This is a genomic window from Pseudomonas sp. SDI (genome assembly GCF_003105155.1).
In the GTDB taxonomy this organism is placed as follows: Bacteria; Pseudomonadota; Gammaproteobacteria; order Pseudomonadales; family Pseudomonadaceae; genus Aquipseudomonas.
In genome coordinates, this window is record NZ_QETK01000004.1 from 155,077 (window position 1) to 171,323 (window position 16,247).

Below are 16,247 nucleotides of genomic sequence, written 5' to 3' on the forward strand. Positions count from 1 at the left end.
GGCGTGAGCTTGTGGGGCCTTTTATTACCCGCCCCAGTGACCGGTTGGCCCGCCAGGTTTATTTACAACGATCTGACAGTCAGGCTCGGAAAGTCGCTAACTGCCAGATCACGTACATTTGCCTACCGGCTATTTATCACTGAACATGACATCGCTGCAGGCAAAGAAGGTTTCATTGGGGTGTTCGTCCCTGTGCCACTCAACGTATAACACCGCTTTCTTGCCACTCAGCGCCTCACCAGGAACTTTGACAACCAAGGTATATTGCCCAGGCCCCCGAGGCAGTGCAGCCTTGCCGTCTACAACTTGCCCGTCCATGACGAGTTCGACACTCGTCACCTGTAGTTCCTGGAGGTCACTGCGCGTGAGCAACTGCGTAGCAGAGTCGTAACTGTTCTTCGACACATAGACTTTCCAGCTGCTGGGTTCATGCGCCTGACTTGCCTTGAACTTCAGGGTCGCATTATCTCCCCCGGTCACAGGCACCGTCGTTGCGGTCCATGCCGCACTGGGTTCATTGATCCCACGAAACCCAGGGACCCCAGCCGAGCACAATTGTCCGTCGGGCACCTTGGCCTCGGGTTTCCCGCCTTCGAGGTTCTGCGAGTAAGCCGCCCAATCATTAAACATCCGTGCCCGTTCCCAAGGTTGCAGATCGCCATAAAGAAAGGCCGCCTTGCAAGCCGCGTTAGGGATCTTCGAACCGTCTGCGTTTTCCTCGTAGCCGCCCTGGGCTTTGCATATTAATTGGCGAGACATTGGGAACTCTGTGCTGCCATGCCGAGGCTCTTCCGCGGCTGCAACTACCATCACGCCGTAGACTGCGAAGAAACAAGCGGCTGCCAGTTTGAATCGTTTCATAATTGTCACCGTCCTTTCATCAATGAATGGAAGCTTCCCTACGGCGACAGGAACACGCCTGTCAGGCAGACAAGTATAAGGACGCTGCAATACAGCCTGTCACCTGGCAAAAATACTAGGTACTGTATAAAAACTTGAAATCCCGCCATCTTTCCTGGCGGCCTATTTTTAATAGCGCTCGCAGTTTTATTTTGCATGTACTGAACTAGCCGACTCACTTCTGGCGACGCTGAGCATCGCCGAAATCGACGCGGGTGCCGCCCCACCCTATCGCGGGACGAGCCCGCCTCCACAAGAGAAACGCGGTCCCTGTGTGCGCGCTTGTCCTGCGATGCGCACAGCACCCATTTGAAAGAGCGCCAGTGACCCGCTAGTCACCGTGAAATTTACCTGCTATTTTTTCATGAAAAATAACAATGATAATTTCACGGAGCCCGCCATGTTCAAGCAATCCGCCCAGCATGTTGCCAGCTACTATGCGCAGACGTTCCCCGCCACCATCCCCTTGCGCCCAACCCTGCATGAGTCGCTGCACGGCGACGTTGTGATCGTCGGGGCTGGCTTCAGTGGCCTGCACACCGCGCTGCGCCTGGCCCTGGCCGGTAAACGCGTGGTGCTGCTGGAAGCCAGCCGGGTGGCCTGGGCAGCGTCCGGGCGCAATGGCGGCCAGGCGCTGCTGGGCTGGTCGTGCGATATGCCGCCGCTGGAAAAAGCCCTCGGTCAGCAACGTACCCGCGCCCTCTGGGACAGTATGTGCTGGGCCGCCAAGGAAATGCGCGAACTCCCCGAACGCCACGGCTTCGACATCGACTACCGGGTCGGCAGCCTGTGGACTGCGGTGCTCCCGCGACGGGTCAAGCAACTCAAGGAAGCCCTGCACGAAGCCCACGACAAATGGGGCTACGACCAGCTGCGGATGATCGACCGCGATGAACTCGGCGAATGGATCGACAGCCCGCGTTACGAAGCCGCGCTCTACGACCCGCAGGGCGCCCACCTCAACCCGCTCAAGCTGGCCCTGGGCCTGGCCAGCGCCATCGAGCACGCCGGCGGGCGGATCTTCGAGCAGAGCCAGGTGCTCGACTATCAGTCCGTCGGCGACGGCTTCATCGTGCGCACCGCTACCGGCGAGGTGCGCAGCGACGTGCTGGTACTGGCCTGCAACGCCTACATCGACCGCCTCGACCGCACGCTCTCGCAGCGCCTGCTGCCGGTTGGTTCCTACCAGGTCGCCACAGCACCGCTCGACCCGGCGCTGGCGACATCGCTGCTGCCGAAAAACAGCTGCGTGATCGACAACCAGTTCGTCCCCGACTACTTCCGCCTCACCCCCGACCATCGCCTGCTGTTCGGCGGTGGCTGCACCTACCTGGGCGGCATCCCGCGTGATGTCGCCGGCGCAACCCGGCCCTACCTGGAACGGGTCTTCCCGCAGCTGCGCGGGGTGCAGATCGACTACGCCTGGGGTGGCCATATCGACTGCAGCATCCGCCGGACCCCGGACATCGGCCGCGAGGGCCAGCGCTACTGGCTGCAGGGCTTCTCCGGGCATGGTGTGCTGCCAACCCTGGCCGGCGCCCGCGCGGTCAGCGATGCGATCCTCGGCGATGAACAACTGCTCGCGCTGTACCAGGGCATCGACAACGCTCGCTTCCCCGGCGGCGACAGCCTCGCCGCACCACTGGAAGCGGCGGCCAAGGCGTGGTATCGACTGCGCGACAACTTCTGAGGCGCTGCTTTACATGGACATGCAGGAAGAAATCGAAGGCCTGGCCATCCTGATCCGCGACCTGCGCAAGCACCGCGGGTTGACCCTGGGCGAACTGGCCAGCCGTATCGACCGCTCGGTGGGCTTTCTGTCCCAGGTCGAGCGCGGCCTGTCGCGACCGACCGTGGCCGACCTGACCGCGATCAGCGAAACGCTGCACGTGCCAACCACCTATTTCTACAACGTGAACAAGCCACGCGCGCTCGACTGGGTCACCCGTCCCGGCGAGCGGCGCACGCTGTACTACGCCGGCGGCATCACCGATGTGCTCGCGTCGCCGACGCTCACCGGCGGTTTTTCCATGCTCGAAAGCCACCTGGCGCCCGGCGCCAGCAGTGGCGAGGGGCACCTGAACGACAGCTCCGAACAAGGCGGTTTCGTCCTCGAAGGCCAGTTGAGCCTGTGGCGCGAAGGCCACGACGAGCCGATCACCCTTGGCCCCAACGACAGCTTCCAGCTGCCGCCGAATAGCCAGTTCCGCTACGCCAACCTCACCGATCAACCGACCCGGGTACTCTGGGTATTCCGTTGAAAAGGATTGCACGCCATGCCACTCACAAACGGCTGTCCCGATCTGCTCAGTGAAGTCCGCGCCTTTCGCGCGCGTTATCCCGAGGTACGCTACGTCGACCTCATCAGCCTGGACATTCCCGGGCATTTCTACGGTAAACGTTACCCGGTGGAAATGCTCGAAAAGGTCGCCGCTGGCAGTGCCCTGAAGCTGCCGCAGAACTGCGTGCTGCTGGGCGTACAGGGCGGACTGTTCCCGATAGGCGATTACTGCTTCAACGATGGCGACCCGGATGCACCGCGACGGCTGATCCCTGGCACGTTGAAGCCGGTGAGCTGGGAACGCCAACCGCTGGGACAGATGCTGATCAGCTCCGACGGCACCGCCGCGCCCATCGAGTTCGAGCCGCGCGAGGTGCTCGCACGGGTGCTGGAGCGCCTGGCCCGGCGCGGGATCAAGCCGGTGGTGGCATTCGAGCTGGAGTTTTACCTGTTTGACCGGGTGTTGCAGGAGGGTCTGCCGCAGTTCCCGCGCGACGCCTTCAGCGGCGACCCCGACGACCAACCGAACATGCACATCGAACGCCTGTCACGCTTCGGCGAGGTGCTCCACGACATGGTCGAGACGGCCAATGCCCAGGGCATCGACGCCAACGTGATGACCGCCGAGCTCGGCCCTGGCCAGTTCGAAATCAACTTCGGGCATTGCGCCGACGGTTTGCAGGCGGCCGACTGGGCGGCGCTGTTCTGCCGCAGCACTCGCGGCGTGGCGCTCAAGCACGGGCTGCGCGCCAGCTTCATGAGCAAACCGTACCTGCAGGCGCCGGGCAGCGGCATGCATGTGCACGTGAGTTTGTACGACAACGCCGGCAACAACCTGCTGGCGGCGGACGGCCAGCGGCCGTTGCGCCATGCCGTGGCCGGTTGCCTGGAGCTGCTGCCACACTGCATGCCGATCTTTGCCGCCAACCACAATGCGTTCCGTCGCTACGGGGCGATGGTGAACGCGGCAAGCCGGGCCAGTTGGGGCTTCGAGGATCGCGATGCGTGCATCCGCATCCCCGAATCGGACCCGCGCAACCTGCGCATCGAGCACCGTCTGGCGGGGGCGGACGCCAACCCGTATCTGGTGCTGGCGGCGATTCTCAGTGGCATGGAACATGGCCTGGAGGCACAACGTGAGCCGATTGCACCCTTGAACGAAGATCGCGCCAGCGGCATCGACTTCCCCAAGGACATGCTCGCGGCGGTGGCGGCGATGCGTGACCATGCGGCGGTGAATGAACGGTTGGGCCGCGAGTTCGTGATGGTCTATTGCGAGAACAAGCGCCAGGACCACCTGGCGTTTCAACAGGAAGTGAGTGCGCGGGAGTACCGCTGGTTTATGTAATCGGGGGGTCGGCAAGGGCCTCTTCGCCGGCAAGGCCGGCGATAGCGCCATCAGCGCCGAGCGCGCTTCAACGTCTCGCTCGGCAACTCCCGAAACAGCGCCCGATAGCTGTTGGAAAATCGCCCCAGGTGCCAGAACGACCAGTGCATCGCCACCTCCGCCACCGTCGTCTCGGCGGCGCTGCGGCTGAGCAGCTCGCGCCGCGCGCTGTTCAGCCGGCGCAGCCGCAACCATTGCGCCGGCGGCATCCCGGTGTAGGCCTTGAACGCCTGCTGCAATTGGCGTAACGAGACCCCGGCAACCTTCGCCAGCTCCAGCAGGTTGAGGGTATCTTCCGGCCCTTCCGCCGCCCACTCGCCGACCCGGCGCATGATCTTGCGCTCCTCGGCACGCCGGCCCAGCGCCCCGCGATCCAGGCGCACGCAGGCATTGTCGAGGATGAACAGGCAGTCCTCCAGCAACTGTTCGGCCAGCGCCTGCTCGCTGGTCGGGTCGGCGTTCTGTGCCAAGCGCGTCAACGTCCCGCTCAGCCAACGGCTGAACAACGCATTCTGCTGCGAATTCAGCGGCGCCAGAAACAACCCCTCCAGCCGCGCCACATCCAGCCCATGGCGCTGGACAAACGCCGGGCCGAACACCACCGCCACTTCCTGATAGTTCTCCGGGGTGATCCAGATGTTCCGGCTCTCGCCGTTGAGCACGTACAGCGCGTTGTCGCTGCGGTCGAAACAGAACGCCAGCGAACCCGGCGGCGCACTGAAATTCTGCTCGACCCGGGTGTTCATCTGCTCTTCGTAGACCTCCACCCCGTGCAGGTCGAGGCACCGCACCTGGCCGGCGAAATGCCCCGGCGACATCTGCTGGTAGTGCTGCGCCCAGCCAGGCGTAGCGCGGATCTGCTCGGCAACATCGTGGGTGGTGAACGCATGAACCTGCAAAGGCGTGGGACTTGTCACAAAGGGTCCTATATGCACTCTTTTGGTGCATTTTGCGGCAGTGGAAAGTGGATAGATGGAAATCTTCGCGCCACCCAAGATAGCCCTCAGCGCGCTACAGGGGAAGTCGCTCACCGTGCAGGAGTCCCTGGCGCCGACAAAACCAACAATGAGGTCTGTATGAACGCCCCCTTCGATCAGCTCTACAGCTGGCTGAAAGAACACCAGATTACCGAAGTCGAATGTGTGGTCAGCGACCTGACCGGGATCGCCCGCGGCAAAATCGCCCCGACCAACAAGTTCCTCCACGAGCGCGGCATGCGCCTGCCGGAAAGCGTGCTGTTGCAAACCGTTACCGGCGACTTCGTCGACGACGACATCTACTACGACCTGCTCGACCCGGCCGATATCGACATGATCTGCCGCCCCGATGCATCGGCCGTCTACGTGGTGCCATGGGCCATCGAGCCGACCGCCATCGTCATCCACGACACCTTCGACAAACAGGGCAAGCCGATCGAACTGTCGCCGCGCAACGTGCTGAAGAAAGTGCTGCAGCTGTACACCGACAAGGGCTGGCAGCCGATCGTCGCGCCGGAAATGGAGTTCTACCTGACCCAGCGCTGCGAAGACCCCGACCTGCCGCTGCAAGCCCCGCTGGGCCGCTCGGGTCGCGCCGAGAGTGGCCGGCAGTCGTTCTCGATCGACGCCGCCAACGAATTCGACCCGCTGTTCGAAGACGTCTACGACTGGTGCGAAGCACAGGGCCTGGACCTCGACACGCTGATCCACGAAGACGGCCCGGCGCAGATGGAGATCAATTTCCGCCACGGCGACGCGCTGGACCTGGCCGACCAGATCACCGTATTCAAACGCACCCTGCGCGAAGCCGCGCTCAAGCACAACGTGACCGCTACCTTCATGGCCAAGCCGATCGCCGACGAGCCGGGCAGCGCCATGCACCTGCACCAGAGCGTGGTCGACATCGCCACCGGCAAGCCGGTGTTCGTCGATGAGCACGGACAGATGAGCGAGCTGTTCCTCCAGCACATCGGCGGCCTGCAAAAGTACATCCCCAAGGTGCTGCCGATGTTTGCGCCGAACGTCAACTCGTTCCGCCGCTTCCTGCCCGACACATCGGCGCCGGTGAACGTCGAATGGGGCGAAGAAAACCGCACCGTCGGCCTGCGCGTGCCGACCTCCAGCCCCGACGCGATGCGCGTGGAAAACCGCCTGCCGGGCGCCGACGCCAACCCCTACCTGGCGATTGCCGCCAGCCTGCTGTGCGGCTACCTGGGCATGGCCGAAGGCATTGCGCCGAGCGCGCCGGTACAGGGCCGCGCCTATGAACGGCGCAGCCTGCGCCTGCCGGTGACCATCGAAGATGCGCTGGCCAACATGGAAGCCTGCGAAACCATCGAGCGCTACCTCGGCCGCCAGTTCGTCCAGGGCTACGTCGCGGTCAAGCGCGCCGAGCACGAAAACTTCAAACGGGTGATCAGTTCCTGGGAGCGTGAATTCCTGCTGCTCAGCGTCTGATCCGTACCAGCTTGCGAACATCGATAAAAATCTTTCGAAGAGGTGTCGACATGCGTCTGTGGAAAACCGTGGTACCTGCTGCATTCACCCTGTTGTTCGGCGCAGCCGCGCAGGCCCAGCCCAGCGTCAGCGTGTACAACTGGACCGACTACATCGGCGAGACCACCCTCGCCGACTTCCAGGCCAAGACCGGTATCAAGGTGGTCTACGACGTGTTCGACTCCAACGAAACCCTGGAAGGCAAGTTACTGGCCGGGCGCACCGGGTATGACGTGGTGGTGCCGTCCAACCACTTCCTGGCGCGCCAGGTGAAGGCCGGGGCGTTCCTCAAGCTCGACCGCGCCGAACTGCCGAACTTCAAGAACCTCGACCCGGTGTTGCTCAAGCTGCTGGAGAACAACGACGCCGGCAACCTGCATTCGGTGCCCTACCTGTGGGGCACCAACGGCATCGGCTACAACGTCGACAAGGTCAAGCAGGTGCTCGGCATCGACCATGTCGATTCCTGGGCCGTGCTGTTCGAGGCGCAGAACCTGAAAAAGCTCAGCAAGTGCGGCGTGGCCTTCATGGACTCGGCCGACGAGCTGTTCCCGGCGGTGCTCAATTACCTGGGCATGGACCCGCGCAGCGAGAAGCCCGACGACTACAAGAAGGCCGAAGCCAAGCTGCTGGAGCTGCGCCCGTACATCACCTACTTCCACTCCTCGAAGTACGTCTCGGACCTGGCCAACGGCGACATCTGTGTAGCCTTCGGTTATTCCGGCGACGTGTTCCAGGCGGCCAACCGGGCCAGGGAAGCCGGCAACGGGGTCAAGGTTGCCTACGCAATTCCCAAGGAAGGCGCCAACCTCTGGTTCGACCTGCTGGCGATCCCCGCCGATGCGAGTAACCCGGAACAGGCCCACGCCTTCATCAATTACCTGCTCGAACCCGAGGTGATCGCCAAGGTCAGTGCCTATGTCGGCTACGCCAACCCGACGCCGGCGGCCAAGCCGTTCATGGACCCGGAACTGGTCGACAATCCCGAGGTGTATCCGCCGCAAGCGGTGCTCGACAAGCTGTACATCTCGACTACGCCGACGCCAACGATCATGCGCCTGATGACCCGCTCCTGGAGCAAAGTGAAGTCCAACCAATGAGCCGAGCACGCCCCATGGCATCTGCCCAGCAGCACACTTCGTCCTATTACGCCGCCAGCGCCCGTGGCCTACACCCCTACCCGACGCTGGACGGCCAACTGCAGGCCGACGTCTGCGTGATCGGTGGTGGTTTTACCGGCGTCAACACCGCCATCGAACTGGCCCAGCGCGGCCTCTCGGTGATCCTCCTGGAAGGCCGGCGCATTGGCTGGGGCGCCAGCGGACGCAACGGCGGCCAGCTGATCCGCGGCATCGGCCATGACGTCAGCGGCTTTGCCCGCTACGTCGGCCAGGACGGCGTGCGCTACCTGGAGCGCGCCGGGATCGACTCGGTGGCGCTGGTGGCCGAGCGGATCGCCACGCACAACATCGACTGCGACCTGCGCTGGGGCTTTTGCGAGCTGGCCAACACCCCGGCGCAGTTCGCCGCATTCGAAGAAGAACAGCATCACCTCGCCGAGCTTGGCTACGCCCACGAAACCCGCCTGGTGCCGCCCGAGCGGATGCACGAAGTGGTGGCCAGCGACCGGTATGCCGGTGGCCTGGTCGACATGGGCTCGGGGCACCTGCACCCGCTCAACCTGGTACTGGCGGAAGCGCAACTGGCGACTTCGCTGGGCGTACGGATCTTCGAGCAGAGCCCGGTGCTGGAGATCGTCCATGGCCAACCGGTGCGGGTGCGCTGCGCACACGGCACGGTGCAGGCCGACAGCCTGGTGCTGGGCTGCAACGCGCACCTGGAAGACCTTGAGCCGCGCCTGAACGGCAAGGTGCTGCCGGCCGGTAGCTACGTGGTGGCGACCGAGCCGTTGTCGGCGGAGTTGGCGCAGCAGTTGATCCCGCAGAACATGGCGATGTGTGACCAGAAAGTCGGGCTGGACTACTACCGGCTGACGGCGGACCGGCGCTTGCTGTTCGGCGGCGCCTGTCATTATTCCGGGCGCGATCCGCAAGACATTGGCGCGTACATGCTGCCCAAGGTGCTCAAGGTGTTCCCGCAGTTGGCCGGGGTGAAGCTCGACTATCAATGGGGCGGGATGATCGGCATCACCGCCAATCGCTTCCCGCAGGTGGGGCGCCTGAGCCAGCAGCCGAACGTGTTCTATGCCCAGGGCTACTCCGGGCATGGCCTGAACGTCACGCACTGGACGGCGAAACTGCTCGCCGAAGCGATTGCCGTGGGCCAGAGCCGTGGCATGGACGTGTTCAGCGCCGTGCCACACCTGACCTTCCCCGGCGGCAAGGCGCTGCGCTCGCCGCTGCTGGCGTTGGGGATGTTGTGGTATCGCTTGCGCGAGGTGCTGGGCTGAGGGTGATTAGCAGTGAAGGCAAAATGACATAAACTGTGGGTCTTTTGCCTTTGCGAGCTCAGCGGAAATGCCAGGGACCGACATGCTGGATGAAATGGATCAGGTTGATGAACGGGATGTGTACGCGAACAAGCTGTATACCGCACTGCTGACGGCGCGTTCACAATTCGACGGCGATGAGCTGCCGCGCGTCATCCTGTACCTGGTCGCGACGCTATACCTTTATCCGCGGTCCAGCTCGGACGGCACCCAGGAGACCATTCTCACCGCCCCAGTAGATCGTGGCGCCATCCCCCGAGCGCTGATCGAACTCATGGAGTATTGCGATGTCCCCGACGAATTGGCGGCCCGTCTGCAATCCACGTCGAGTCTGGGGTTGATTACCCGCCTGAAGAATCAAATCAGCCGTGCCGACCCTCGCGTGATCCAGCAGCCTGGCTTCGCCCGCCGGCTGTTCGACATCATCTTGCGGCGTATTTTCGAGAGCACACATCAGATCAATCTGCTGCACCCGCACATCGTCGCTGCGCTTGCGGTGAGCTTGTGCAAGCGCAATGACAACCTTGTCGAGACGTTTCCCTACAGCGGTGCGCTCAGGATTACCGCGAATGTCCTGAAGCATCCGCAGGAAAGCTTCTTCTGGAGCACATTCGGCTACCCCTATGCACATCAGGACCTGGTTCGCTTGCGGCTGATGGTACGAGGCCTGGACGAGGACCGTTTCGAGCTGGCACGCGTGCACCACGATGACCAGTACCTGACGCTGATCGACGGTGCTCAACATCGGGTGATCGGCTCACCCGATACCTTTACGACGCTCAACACGCTGATTGAAAAAGAAGCCTTGGGCGATGTCACCTTGCTGATATTGAACGCGGAGGAGTGCCGCAACATTCCCCCAGCGTTACGCGAGCGCATCGCCCGCGACGACCTGCTGGAGGCCGTTATCGATGTGCCCAGCTTCGATAGCACCGGCAATCGCACTATCAACACAGCCTGGCTACTGAATCGCAACAAAGACAGCAACAACCGCAACGAAACCTTGTTCATCGATGCCGCCGAGCTGGTAGCGCATGGCAACTTCGAGCCCATCTGGTTTGCTGCCGCGATCATCGAGCGTTGGCGCAAGCCGATGGGCAAAGTCGACCGACGCCGCTACAAGCACGTTCTGGACAGCAAACTCAAAGGCCTGTTCCTGAAGTACTTCGAAGACAAATACACAGACCTGCCGGGCCTGTGCAAAGAGTATTCGAGCGATAAAGCGATTGAGGCTCAGTGCCTGACAGCCAGCAATCATCTTGAGAAAGAGAGTGGCCACTTCAGTGTGGTGAGTGTCGACAACCGTGTATTGCTGGAGCGTTTGCGGGCTGAGGACGATCCATCGTGCTCGTACATCATCGGCAATAATGGCGCAGGTAAAAGCCTGTTGCTCAGAGGTTTAGTCGACGAGCTGTCACTGGCGAAGTTGGACTCGGTCGGGATTGCCTTCAGCCCAATGGACCGCTTCCCGGTCGACTCTGACGCTCATCCGCGCTTCGAATATCAGGGCGCTAGCAACTCGCTGTTCAGCTCGGATCGAACTGCGTTTCTCAACAATTTGAGCGCACAGTTGAACGAAATCTACAGCGACGGGCCAACGCTGCAGACCTTCACCCAGGTACTGGAGCAAATCAATTTCAGCCATCGGCATTACCTCTGCCCGCAAGTGGACCTGGACGACGACCGCGACGACTGGGAGCGTCGGCTCGCCATTATCGAGCTTCAGGAGGACCCAGAGCCGCTGGTCCTCGACGACAACTACGAGCCCGGCCTGAAGCGTCAGGAACGCGGCCCCATCGTGCCCTTCAGTGTACTCAGCTCAGGCGAGCAACAAATCCTCTCGCTACTGATCAAAGTCTGCGCCAAAGCCGGGCCGCACATGGTCTTCCTGATCGACGAACCGGAAACCAGCCTGCACGTGCGCTGGCAGCAACAGCTCCCTTCCCTGCTCTCGCTGATTGCCAAGGAGTTCCGCTGCTCGTTCGTCGTCGCCACCCACGCACCGATCATCGTTGCCAACGCCCGCGACGCCCTCAGTGACTGCTACCTGGCCCATAAGCAGACGCTGACAGCGATCCTGCCGCACCAGCGCCATTCGGTCGAAGCCATCCTGCTCGACGGCTTCGGCACCTACACGCCCGACAGCAATGAAATCAGCGAACGCTGCGCGGTGCTGGTGGCCCGGGCGATTCGTGTGGTCAACCAGCCGGGGGAAATCGACACCCAGCAGCAGGAGCAACTGACCACGGCGTTGACCAGGATGAGCCGCCTGTTGAAGGCCAGTAGCGCTGCCCCGGAAGATCCGGGCTACAAAAAAGACCTGCGATTAATCAAAGACGCCAGAGCCGCGATCAACGAGCTGTTCGCCAAGGCCGACGCATGAGCGCGCCCTTGAGCAAGGCCGAACAGCAGCGCCAGCGCGACGACTATCTGGCGCTGGCGCATGAAACCGCGACTCACAACGCCGCGACCCTCACCTATCTGCACACGCTGTACGTAAAGGCTCGGCGCCAGAAGATCAACGTCTGGCAGGAGCTCTCGGACTATCGCAAAGCGGAAAATACCGGCGTTACCGGCCCGTCGATCAAGAGTGCGTTTCGCAGTTTCGTCGGTGACTTGCAGGGCAACCGCTGCTGCTACTGCCGCCGCTGGCTGATGAGCAGTGGCCACGCCAAGCCCATCGAACACATTCTGCCGAAGGAAAAATACCCACGTTTCTCGGTGGACTTCTGGAACCTGGCGGTCGCCTGCACCGACTGCAACCTGCTGAAGAAGGACGCCGACTGGGGCTCGATCGATAAAGCTCGCCGCCGCTACCCGGACGCGACGGAGTTCGGCGATTTCTATCACCCACGCTTCCACCGCTATAACGAGCACGTGAGTTACCGCCGCACGGAAAGCAACGATATCTGCAGCGTGAGCTACAACGGGCACACGCCGCAGGGGCAGCACTTGTGCCACCAACTGCTGTACCGGGTGGCGGCGCGGGAAAACCTTTACAGCAACATCCCGTCGATGGCCAAGGCCATGACTACCTTGCAACAGTTTCAGGAAAACCACGCCCCAGGCGAGCGTAAAGCGTTCGAACGGTTTCGAAAAAGCCTGGATGCGGCAGTGCAGCGGCGGCTCGACAAGAGCGCGGCCGATGCGGCCTCGCTCAACGGTAAGCGGTAAGCCTACGTTCAGCCTTCAAGCACATCCCCTCGCGCCTCCAGCAACTTCACAAACATGCTCAGGCTGCGCGACACCGTGCCCCGCCGCCAGACCAGCCAGGTGCGCAGAAAGCGAAACTGCGCCGACAACGGCCAGACGCTGACCGTGCTGCAACCGGGCATGCTTTCCAGCATGCTCCGTGGCATCAGCGCCAAGCCGGCCCCGGCGCTGACGCAGGCCAGCATGCCGTGGTACGACTCCATCTCGAAGATCTTCCCCGGCACCGCACCATCCTTGCCGAACCAGCTTTCAAAGTGATGCCGGTACGAACAGTTGGCCCGAAACGCATAGATGTTCTCGCCGTTCACATCGGCACCCCGCGCAATCGGCGCATGCTGCAGCGGCGCGATGATCACCATTTCCTCCTCGAACACCGGCACCCCCTCCAGGCTCGGGTGCAACACTGGCCCATCGACGAACGCCGCTACCAGCCGCCCAGCCAGCACACCGTCGATCATGGTGCCCGAGGGCCCGGTGGAAAGGTCCAGCTCCACCTTTGGATAGGCCTGGTTATACGCCGCCAGCAATGCCGGAATGCGGACCGCCGCAGTACTCTCCAGCGAGCCGAGGGCGAACGGTCCCTGCGGCTCCTCACCGGATACGGTCAGCCGCGCCTCGGCCACCAGGTCGAGGATGCGCCGGGCATAGTCGAGAAAGCTCCAGCCAGCCGGCGACAGGCGCAAGCGGCTCTTTTCGCGGATGAACAATTCGACCCCGAGGTCCTGCTCCAGTTGCTTGATCCGCGTCGTCAGGTTCGACGGCACGCGGTGAATATGCTGCGCCGCCACACTGATGCTGCCGTGCTCGGCGACCGCTTTGAAAATTTCTAGCTGGACCAGATCCACGGCATTCTCCAAACGTGAATGTTTCGCTCATTATTATTCAGTTTTCAGAAAACAGACACCCCGCTACGCTGGCCCTACTCCCTCATTGCCAGGCCCCGGACATGACCCGTATCAGCAGCCAGACCCACGCGATCTCCCTGAACCCGACCACCGGCGAGCAAGTGGCCGCCTATCCCTACGAAGACGCCGCCGCCCTCGACGCCGCACTAGAGCGCAGCGTCAGCGGCTTCAACGGCTGGAAGCGCACGCCGCTGGCGGCCCGCGCACAGGCGATGGTGGCACTGGCCAGCGCCCTGCGTGACAACGCCGAGGCCATCGCGCGGATGATTACCGTGGAGATGGGCAAGCCGATTGCCCAGGCACGCGGCGAAGTCGAAAAGTGCGCACTGCTGTGTGAATGGTACGCCGAACACGGCCCGGCCATGCTGGCCGCCGAGCCGACCCTGGTACAGAACGGCAGCGCGCGTATCGAATACCGCCCGCTCGGCCCGATTCTCGCGGTCATGCCATGGAACTTCCCGATCTGGCAAGTGCTGCGCGGCGCCGTCCCGGCCCTGTTGGCCGGCAACACCTACGTGCTCAAGCACGCCCCTAACGTGATGGGCAGCGCTTACCTGTTGCGAGAGGCGTTCCGCCGGGCCGGCTTCGCCGACGGCGTGTTCGAAGTGCTCAACGTCACTGCGGACGGTGTCTCCAGCGCTATCGCCGACCCGCGCATCGCCGCCGTGACCCTCACCGGCAGCGTACGTGCTGGCATCGCCATCGGCTCGCAAGCTGGGGCTGCGCTGAAAAAGTGTGTGCTGGAACTGGGCGGTTCCGACCCGTTCATCGTGCTCAACGACGCCGACCTCGACGAAGCGGTGAAAGCCGCCGTGATCGGCCGCTACCAGAACACCGGCCAGGTCTGCGCCGCAGCCAAGCGCCTGATCGTCGAAGCTGGGGTGGTTGACGCATTCACCCGCAAGTTCGTCGAAGCCACAGCCAAGTTGCAGGTCGGCGACCCGCTGGCCGAGCAGACCTACATCGGCCCGATGGCCCGCTACGATCTGCGCGAGGAGCTGGACCAACAAGTCCAGGCCACCCTGGCCGAAGGCGCCACACTGCTGCTGGGCGGCGCCAAGAGCGAGGGTGTCGGCAACTACTACCAAGCCACCGTGCTGGGCAACGTTACCGAGCAGATGACCTCGTTCAAACAGGAACTGTTCGGCCCGGTGGCCTCGATCATTACCGCCCGCGATGCGCGGCATGCGCTGGCACTGGCCAACGACAGCGAGTTCGGCCTGACCGCCACTGTCTACACCGCCAATGCCGCCCAGGCGCAGCAGTTTGCCGACGAACTGGAAACCGGCGGCGTGTTCATCAACGGCTACAGCGCCAGCGACCCACGGGTAACCTTCGGCGGGGTGAAGAAAAGTGGCTTCGGCCGTGAACTGTCGCACTTCGGCGTGCGCGAGTTCTGCAATGCGCAGACGGTGTGGGTGGATCGGCACTGAGTGTTGGCAACTGGCACTTCTGTCAGGTTCGCCAGCATTTGAACTGAGCTAATGTGAACCTCGTCCGATTGTTTGATCGTACGAGGCCAGCCATGCCCAGACCCAGGCAGCTACTGCAACTGCTCCGCTATGATTCGTTGGACCGGTTGCAGCTGATGACCGAGCAGGGACACGTTGCGCGCTTGAAGTTCTACCGGCACAACAGCTTGAGCAGTGAGGTACAAGGGGCACATAGCGCCACCGTTATGCGCCATGAACGGCAGTTACTTGGGGTCAGCCGCAGCGTTTCCGGCACAGCGCAAGCGACCCTGCTGGTGCATGATCTCCAGTGTTGCGTCCTGCAGCAGCTGGATACTGAAAGTTGCCAGCGTTTCAGTTACTTGCCTTTTGGCTTTGCGGCGGGCATCGGCAATGCCCCCGCAACACTGGCCTTCAATGGTGAACACCCCCTGCCGAGCAGCGCACAGTACCTATTGGGCAACTACCGGGTTTTCAGCCCTGTGCTGATGAGGTTCACGCGTCCGGACAGCTGGAGCCCATTCGGTAAGGGTGGTCTGAACGCCTATGCGTACTGCCTGGGGGATCCGCTGAACCGCACCGACCCAAGTGGTCGGAGCCCTTGGCAGCTAGCCAAGCTGTTGGTCAAAAGCCGACAGTCGGCGAAACACTCTGGGACCTTTTTCAAGCCGGCAGAGATTGTCGACCAAATCGGCGCCGACGCGACGATCTTTGTCGATGGTTACAAAGGCAAACTTCGCCTGAACATCTCTGGGCACGGTGCGTCTCTTCCGGATGGCAGCCTGTACCTGAAATACGGCTCACAAAACTTTACCGTCGACGCCATCGCTGGATCGTTGGCAAGCCAGTTCAACCTCGATGACTTTGGCAGTATTCGTACCTTAATCTGCCACTCGGCAGAAACACCGGGCAATATTTCGGGCGGCAGGTCATTTGCGCAGCAACTTGCCGACGCAACCCAACTGCCCGTGAAGGGATTCTCAGGGGAGGTCACGGCGCAGAATCTGAATAAAAAGACCCGCCGGCCGCTGGCCAAGATCGGCGTGGTGAAGACCAACCCGCACTACAACTACCATGCGCTGACGTTCTACCCGCAAACCCCGCGAACGTCTGCCATTCGCCGGCCTTGAACCGATGGCTAGCGGGTGGAGTCGCCGCCGACGACCTACACCTGATATTTCTGCCAG

Annotated in this window: 13 protein-coding genes; 10 read left to right on the top strand and 3 right to left on the bottom strand. The window is 62.4% G+C overall.

What is annotated here, in order from left to right; genetic code table 11:
• Nucleotides 1-129: 129 nt before the first annotated feature.
• The gene (locus DCO48_RS04065; RefSeq protein WP_116549328.1) at nt 130-861 is read right to left on the bottom strand and encodes a lytic polysaccharide monooxygenase auxiliary activity family 9 protein; all 732 of its coding nucleotides are present in this window, start codon (nt 859-861) and stop codon (nt 130-132) included.
• Nucleotides 862-1,300: 439 nt separating this feature from the next.
• Between DCO48_RS04065 and DCO48_RS04070 the strand changes: the two genes are divergently transcribed.
• From DCO48_RS04070 to DCO48_RS04080, 3 genes are read left to right on the top strand one after another with little or no spacing between them, the layout of a single operon-like run.
• On the top strand, nt 1,301-2,590 hold the full coding sequence (locus DCO48_RS04070) for an FAD-binding oxidoreductase (RefSeq protein ID WP_116549329.1): 1,290 nt from the start codon (nt 1,301-1,303) through the stop codon (nt 2,588-2,590).
• A gap of 13 nt (nt 2,591-2,603) precedes the next feature.
• Nucleotides 2,604-3,161 carry a helix-turn-helix domain-containing protein gene (locus DCO48_RS04075; RefSeq protein WP_116549330.1) on the top strand — a complete coding sequence of 186 codons (558 nt, stop codon included), beginning with the start codon at nt 2,604-2,606 and terminating at the stop codon, nt 3,159-3,161.
• A gap of 15 nt (nt 3,162-3,176) precedes the next feature.
• A complete protein-coding gene (locus DCO48_RS04080) occupies nt 3,177-4,529 on the top strand; it encodes a glutamine synthetase family protein (RefSeq protein WP_116549331.1) in 1,353 nt (450 codons plus the stop codon).
• A gap of 50 nt (nt 4,530-4,579) precedes the next feature.
• Here the strand turns inward: DCO48_RS04080 and DCO48_RS04085 are convergent, their stop codons facing one another.
• On the bottom strand, nt 4,580-5,485 hold the full coding sequence (locus DCO48_RS04085) for a helix-turn-helix domain-containing protein (protein WP_116549332.1): 906 nt from the start codon (nt 5,483-5,485) through the stop codon (nt 4,580-4,582).
• 159 nt (nt 5,486-5,644) lie between these two features.
• Here DCO48_RS04085 and DCO48_RS04090 point away from each other — a divergent pair, with 159 nt between their 5' ends.
• From DCO48_RS04090 to DCO48_RS04110, 5 genes are all read left to right on the top strand, one after another.
• A complete protein-coding gene (locus tag DCO48_RS04090; protein WP_116549333.1) occupies nt 5,645-7,003 on the top strand; it encodes a glutamine synthetase family protein in 1,359 nt (452 codons plus the stop codon).
• A 50-nt stretch (nt 7,004-7,053) separates the two neighbouring features.
• On the top strand, nt 7,054-8,142 hold the full coding sequence (locus DCO48_RS04095) for a polyamine ABC transporter substrate-binding protein (protein WP_116549334.1): 1,089 nt from the start codon (nt 7,054-7,056) through the stop codon (nt 8,140-8,142).
• Nucleotides 8,143-8,156: 14 nt separating this feature from the next.
• Nucleotides 8,157-9,452, top strand: a complete 1,296-nt coding sequence (locus tag DCO48_RS04100) for an FAD-binding oxidoreductase (RefSeq protein ID WP_116549335.1) — start codon at nt 8,157-8,159, stop codon at nt 9,450-9,452.
• 82 nt (nt 9,453-9,534) lie between these two features.
• Nucleotides 9,535-11,874 (top strand): AAA family ATPase, encoded by a 2,340-nt coding sequence (locus DCO48_RS04105; RefSeq protein ID WP_165840726.1) that lies wholly within the window; start codon nt 9,535-9,537, stop codon nt 11,872-11,874.
• Nucleotides 11,871-12,665, top strand: coding sequence for an HNH endonuclease (locus DCO48_RS04110; RefSeq protein ID WP_116549337.1), 795 nt, complete (start codon nt 11,871-11,873; stop codon nt 12,663-12,665). Before DCO48_RS04105 ends, DCO48_RS04110 begins: the two co-directional genes overlap by 4 nt.
• 8 nt (nt 12,666-12,673) lie before the next feature.
• Here the strand turns inward: DCO48_RS04110 and DCO48_RS04115 are convergent, their stop codons facing one another.
• Nucleotides 12,674-13,549 (bottom strand): LysR family transcriptional regulator, encoded by an 876-nt coding sequence (locus tag DCO48_RS04115; RefSeq protein ID WP_116549338.1) that lies wholly within the window; start codon nt 13,547-13,549, stop codon nt 12,674-12,676.
• Between the two features lie 101 nt (nt 13,550-13,650).
• Here DCO48_RS04115 and DCO48_RS04120 point away from each other — a divergent pair, with 101 nt between their 5' ends.
• Nucleotides 13,651-15,042: an aldehyde dehydrogenase family protein gene (locus tag DCO48_RS04120; protein WP_116549339.1), complete on the top strand. Its 1,392-nt coding sequence runs from the start codon at nt 13,651-13,653 to the stop codon at nt 15,040-15,042.
• 155 nt (nt 15,043-15,197) lie between these two features.
• The gene (locus DCO48_RS23080; RefSeq protein ID WP_305887843.1) at nt 15,198-16,190 is read left to right on the top strand and encodes an RHS repeat-associated core domain-containing protein; all 993 of its coding nucleotides are present in this window, start codon (nt 15,198-15,200) and stop codon (nt 16,188-16,190) included.
• The last annotated feature ends 57 nt before the right edge of the window (nt 16,191-16,247 follow it).

Bases quoted from the DNA above. Each gene is read 5' to 3' on its own strand.
- DCO48_RS04065 (WP_116549328.1), bottom strand. From the start codon at position 861: ATGAAACGATTCAAACTGGCAGCCGCTTGTTTCTTCGCAGTCTACGGC.
- DCO48_RS04070 (WP_116549329.1), top strand. From the start codon at position 1,301: ATGTTCAAGCAATCCGCCCAGCATGTTGCCAGCTACTATGCGCAGACG.
- DCO48_RS04075 (WP_116549330.1), top strand. From the start codon at position 2,604: ATGGACATGCAGGAAGAAATCGAAGGCCTGGCCATCCTGATCCGCGAC.
- DCO48_RS04080 (WP_116549331.1), top strand. From the start codon at position 3,177: ATGCCACTCACAAACGGCTGTCCCGATCTGCTCAGTGAAGTCCGCGCC.
- DCO48_RS04090 (WP_116549333.1), top strand. From the start codon at position 5,645: ATGAACGCCCCCTTCGATCAGCTCTACAGCTGGCTGAAAGAACACCAG.
- DCO48_RS04095 (WP_116549334.1), top strand. From the start codon at position 7,054: ATGCGTCTGTGGAAAACCGTGGTACCTGCTGCATTCACCCTGTTGTTC.
- DCO48_RS04100 (WP_116549335.1), top strand. From the start codon at position 8,157: ATGGCATCTGCCCAGCAGCACACTTCGTCCTATTACGCCGCCAGCGCC.
- DCO48_RS04105 (WP_165840726.1), top strand. From the start codon at position 9,535: ATGCTGGATGAAATGGATCAGGTTGATGAACGGGATGTGTACGCGAAC.
- DCO48_RS04110 (WP_116549337.1), top strand. From the start codon at position 11,871: ATGAGCGCGCCCTTGAGCAAGGCCGAACAGCAGCGCCAGCGCGACGAC.
- DCO48_RS04120 (WP_116549339.1), top strand. From the start codon at position 13,651: ATGACCCGTATCAGCAGCCAGACCCACGCGATCTCCCTGAACCCGACC.
- DCO48_RS23080 (WP_305887843.1), top strand. From the start codon at position 15,198: ATGACCGAGCAGGGACACGTTGCGCGCTTGAAGTTCTACCGGCACAAC.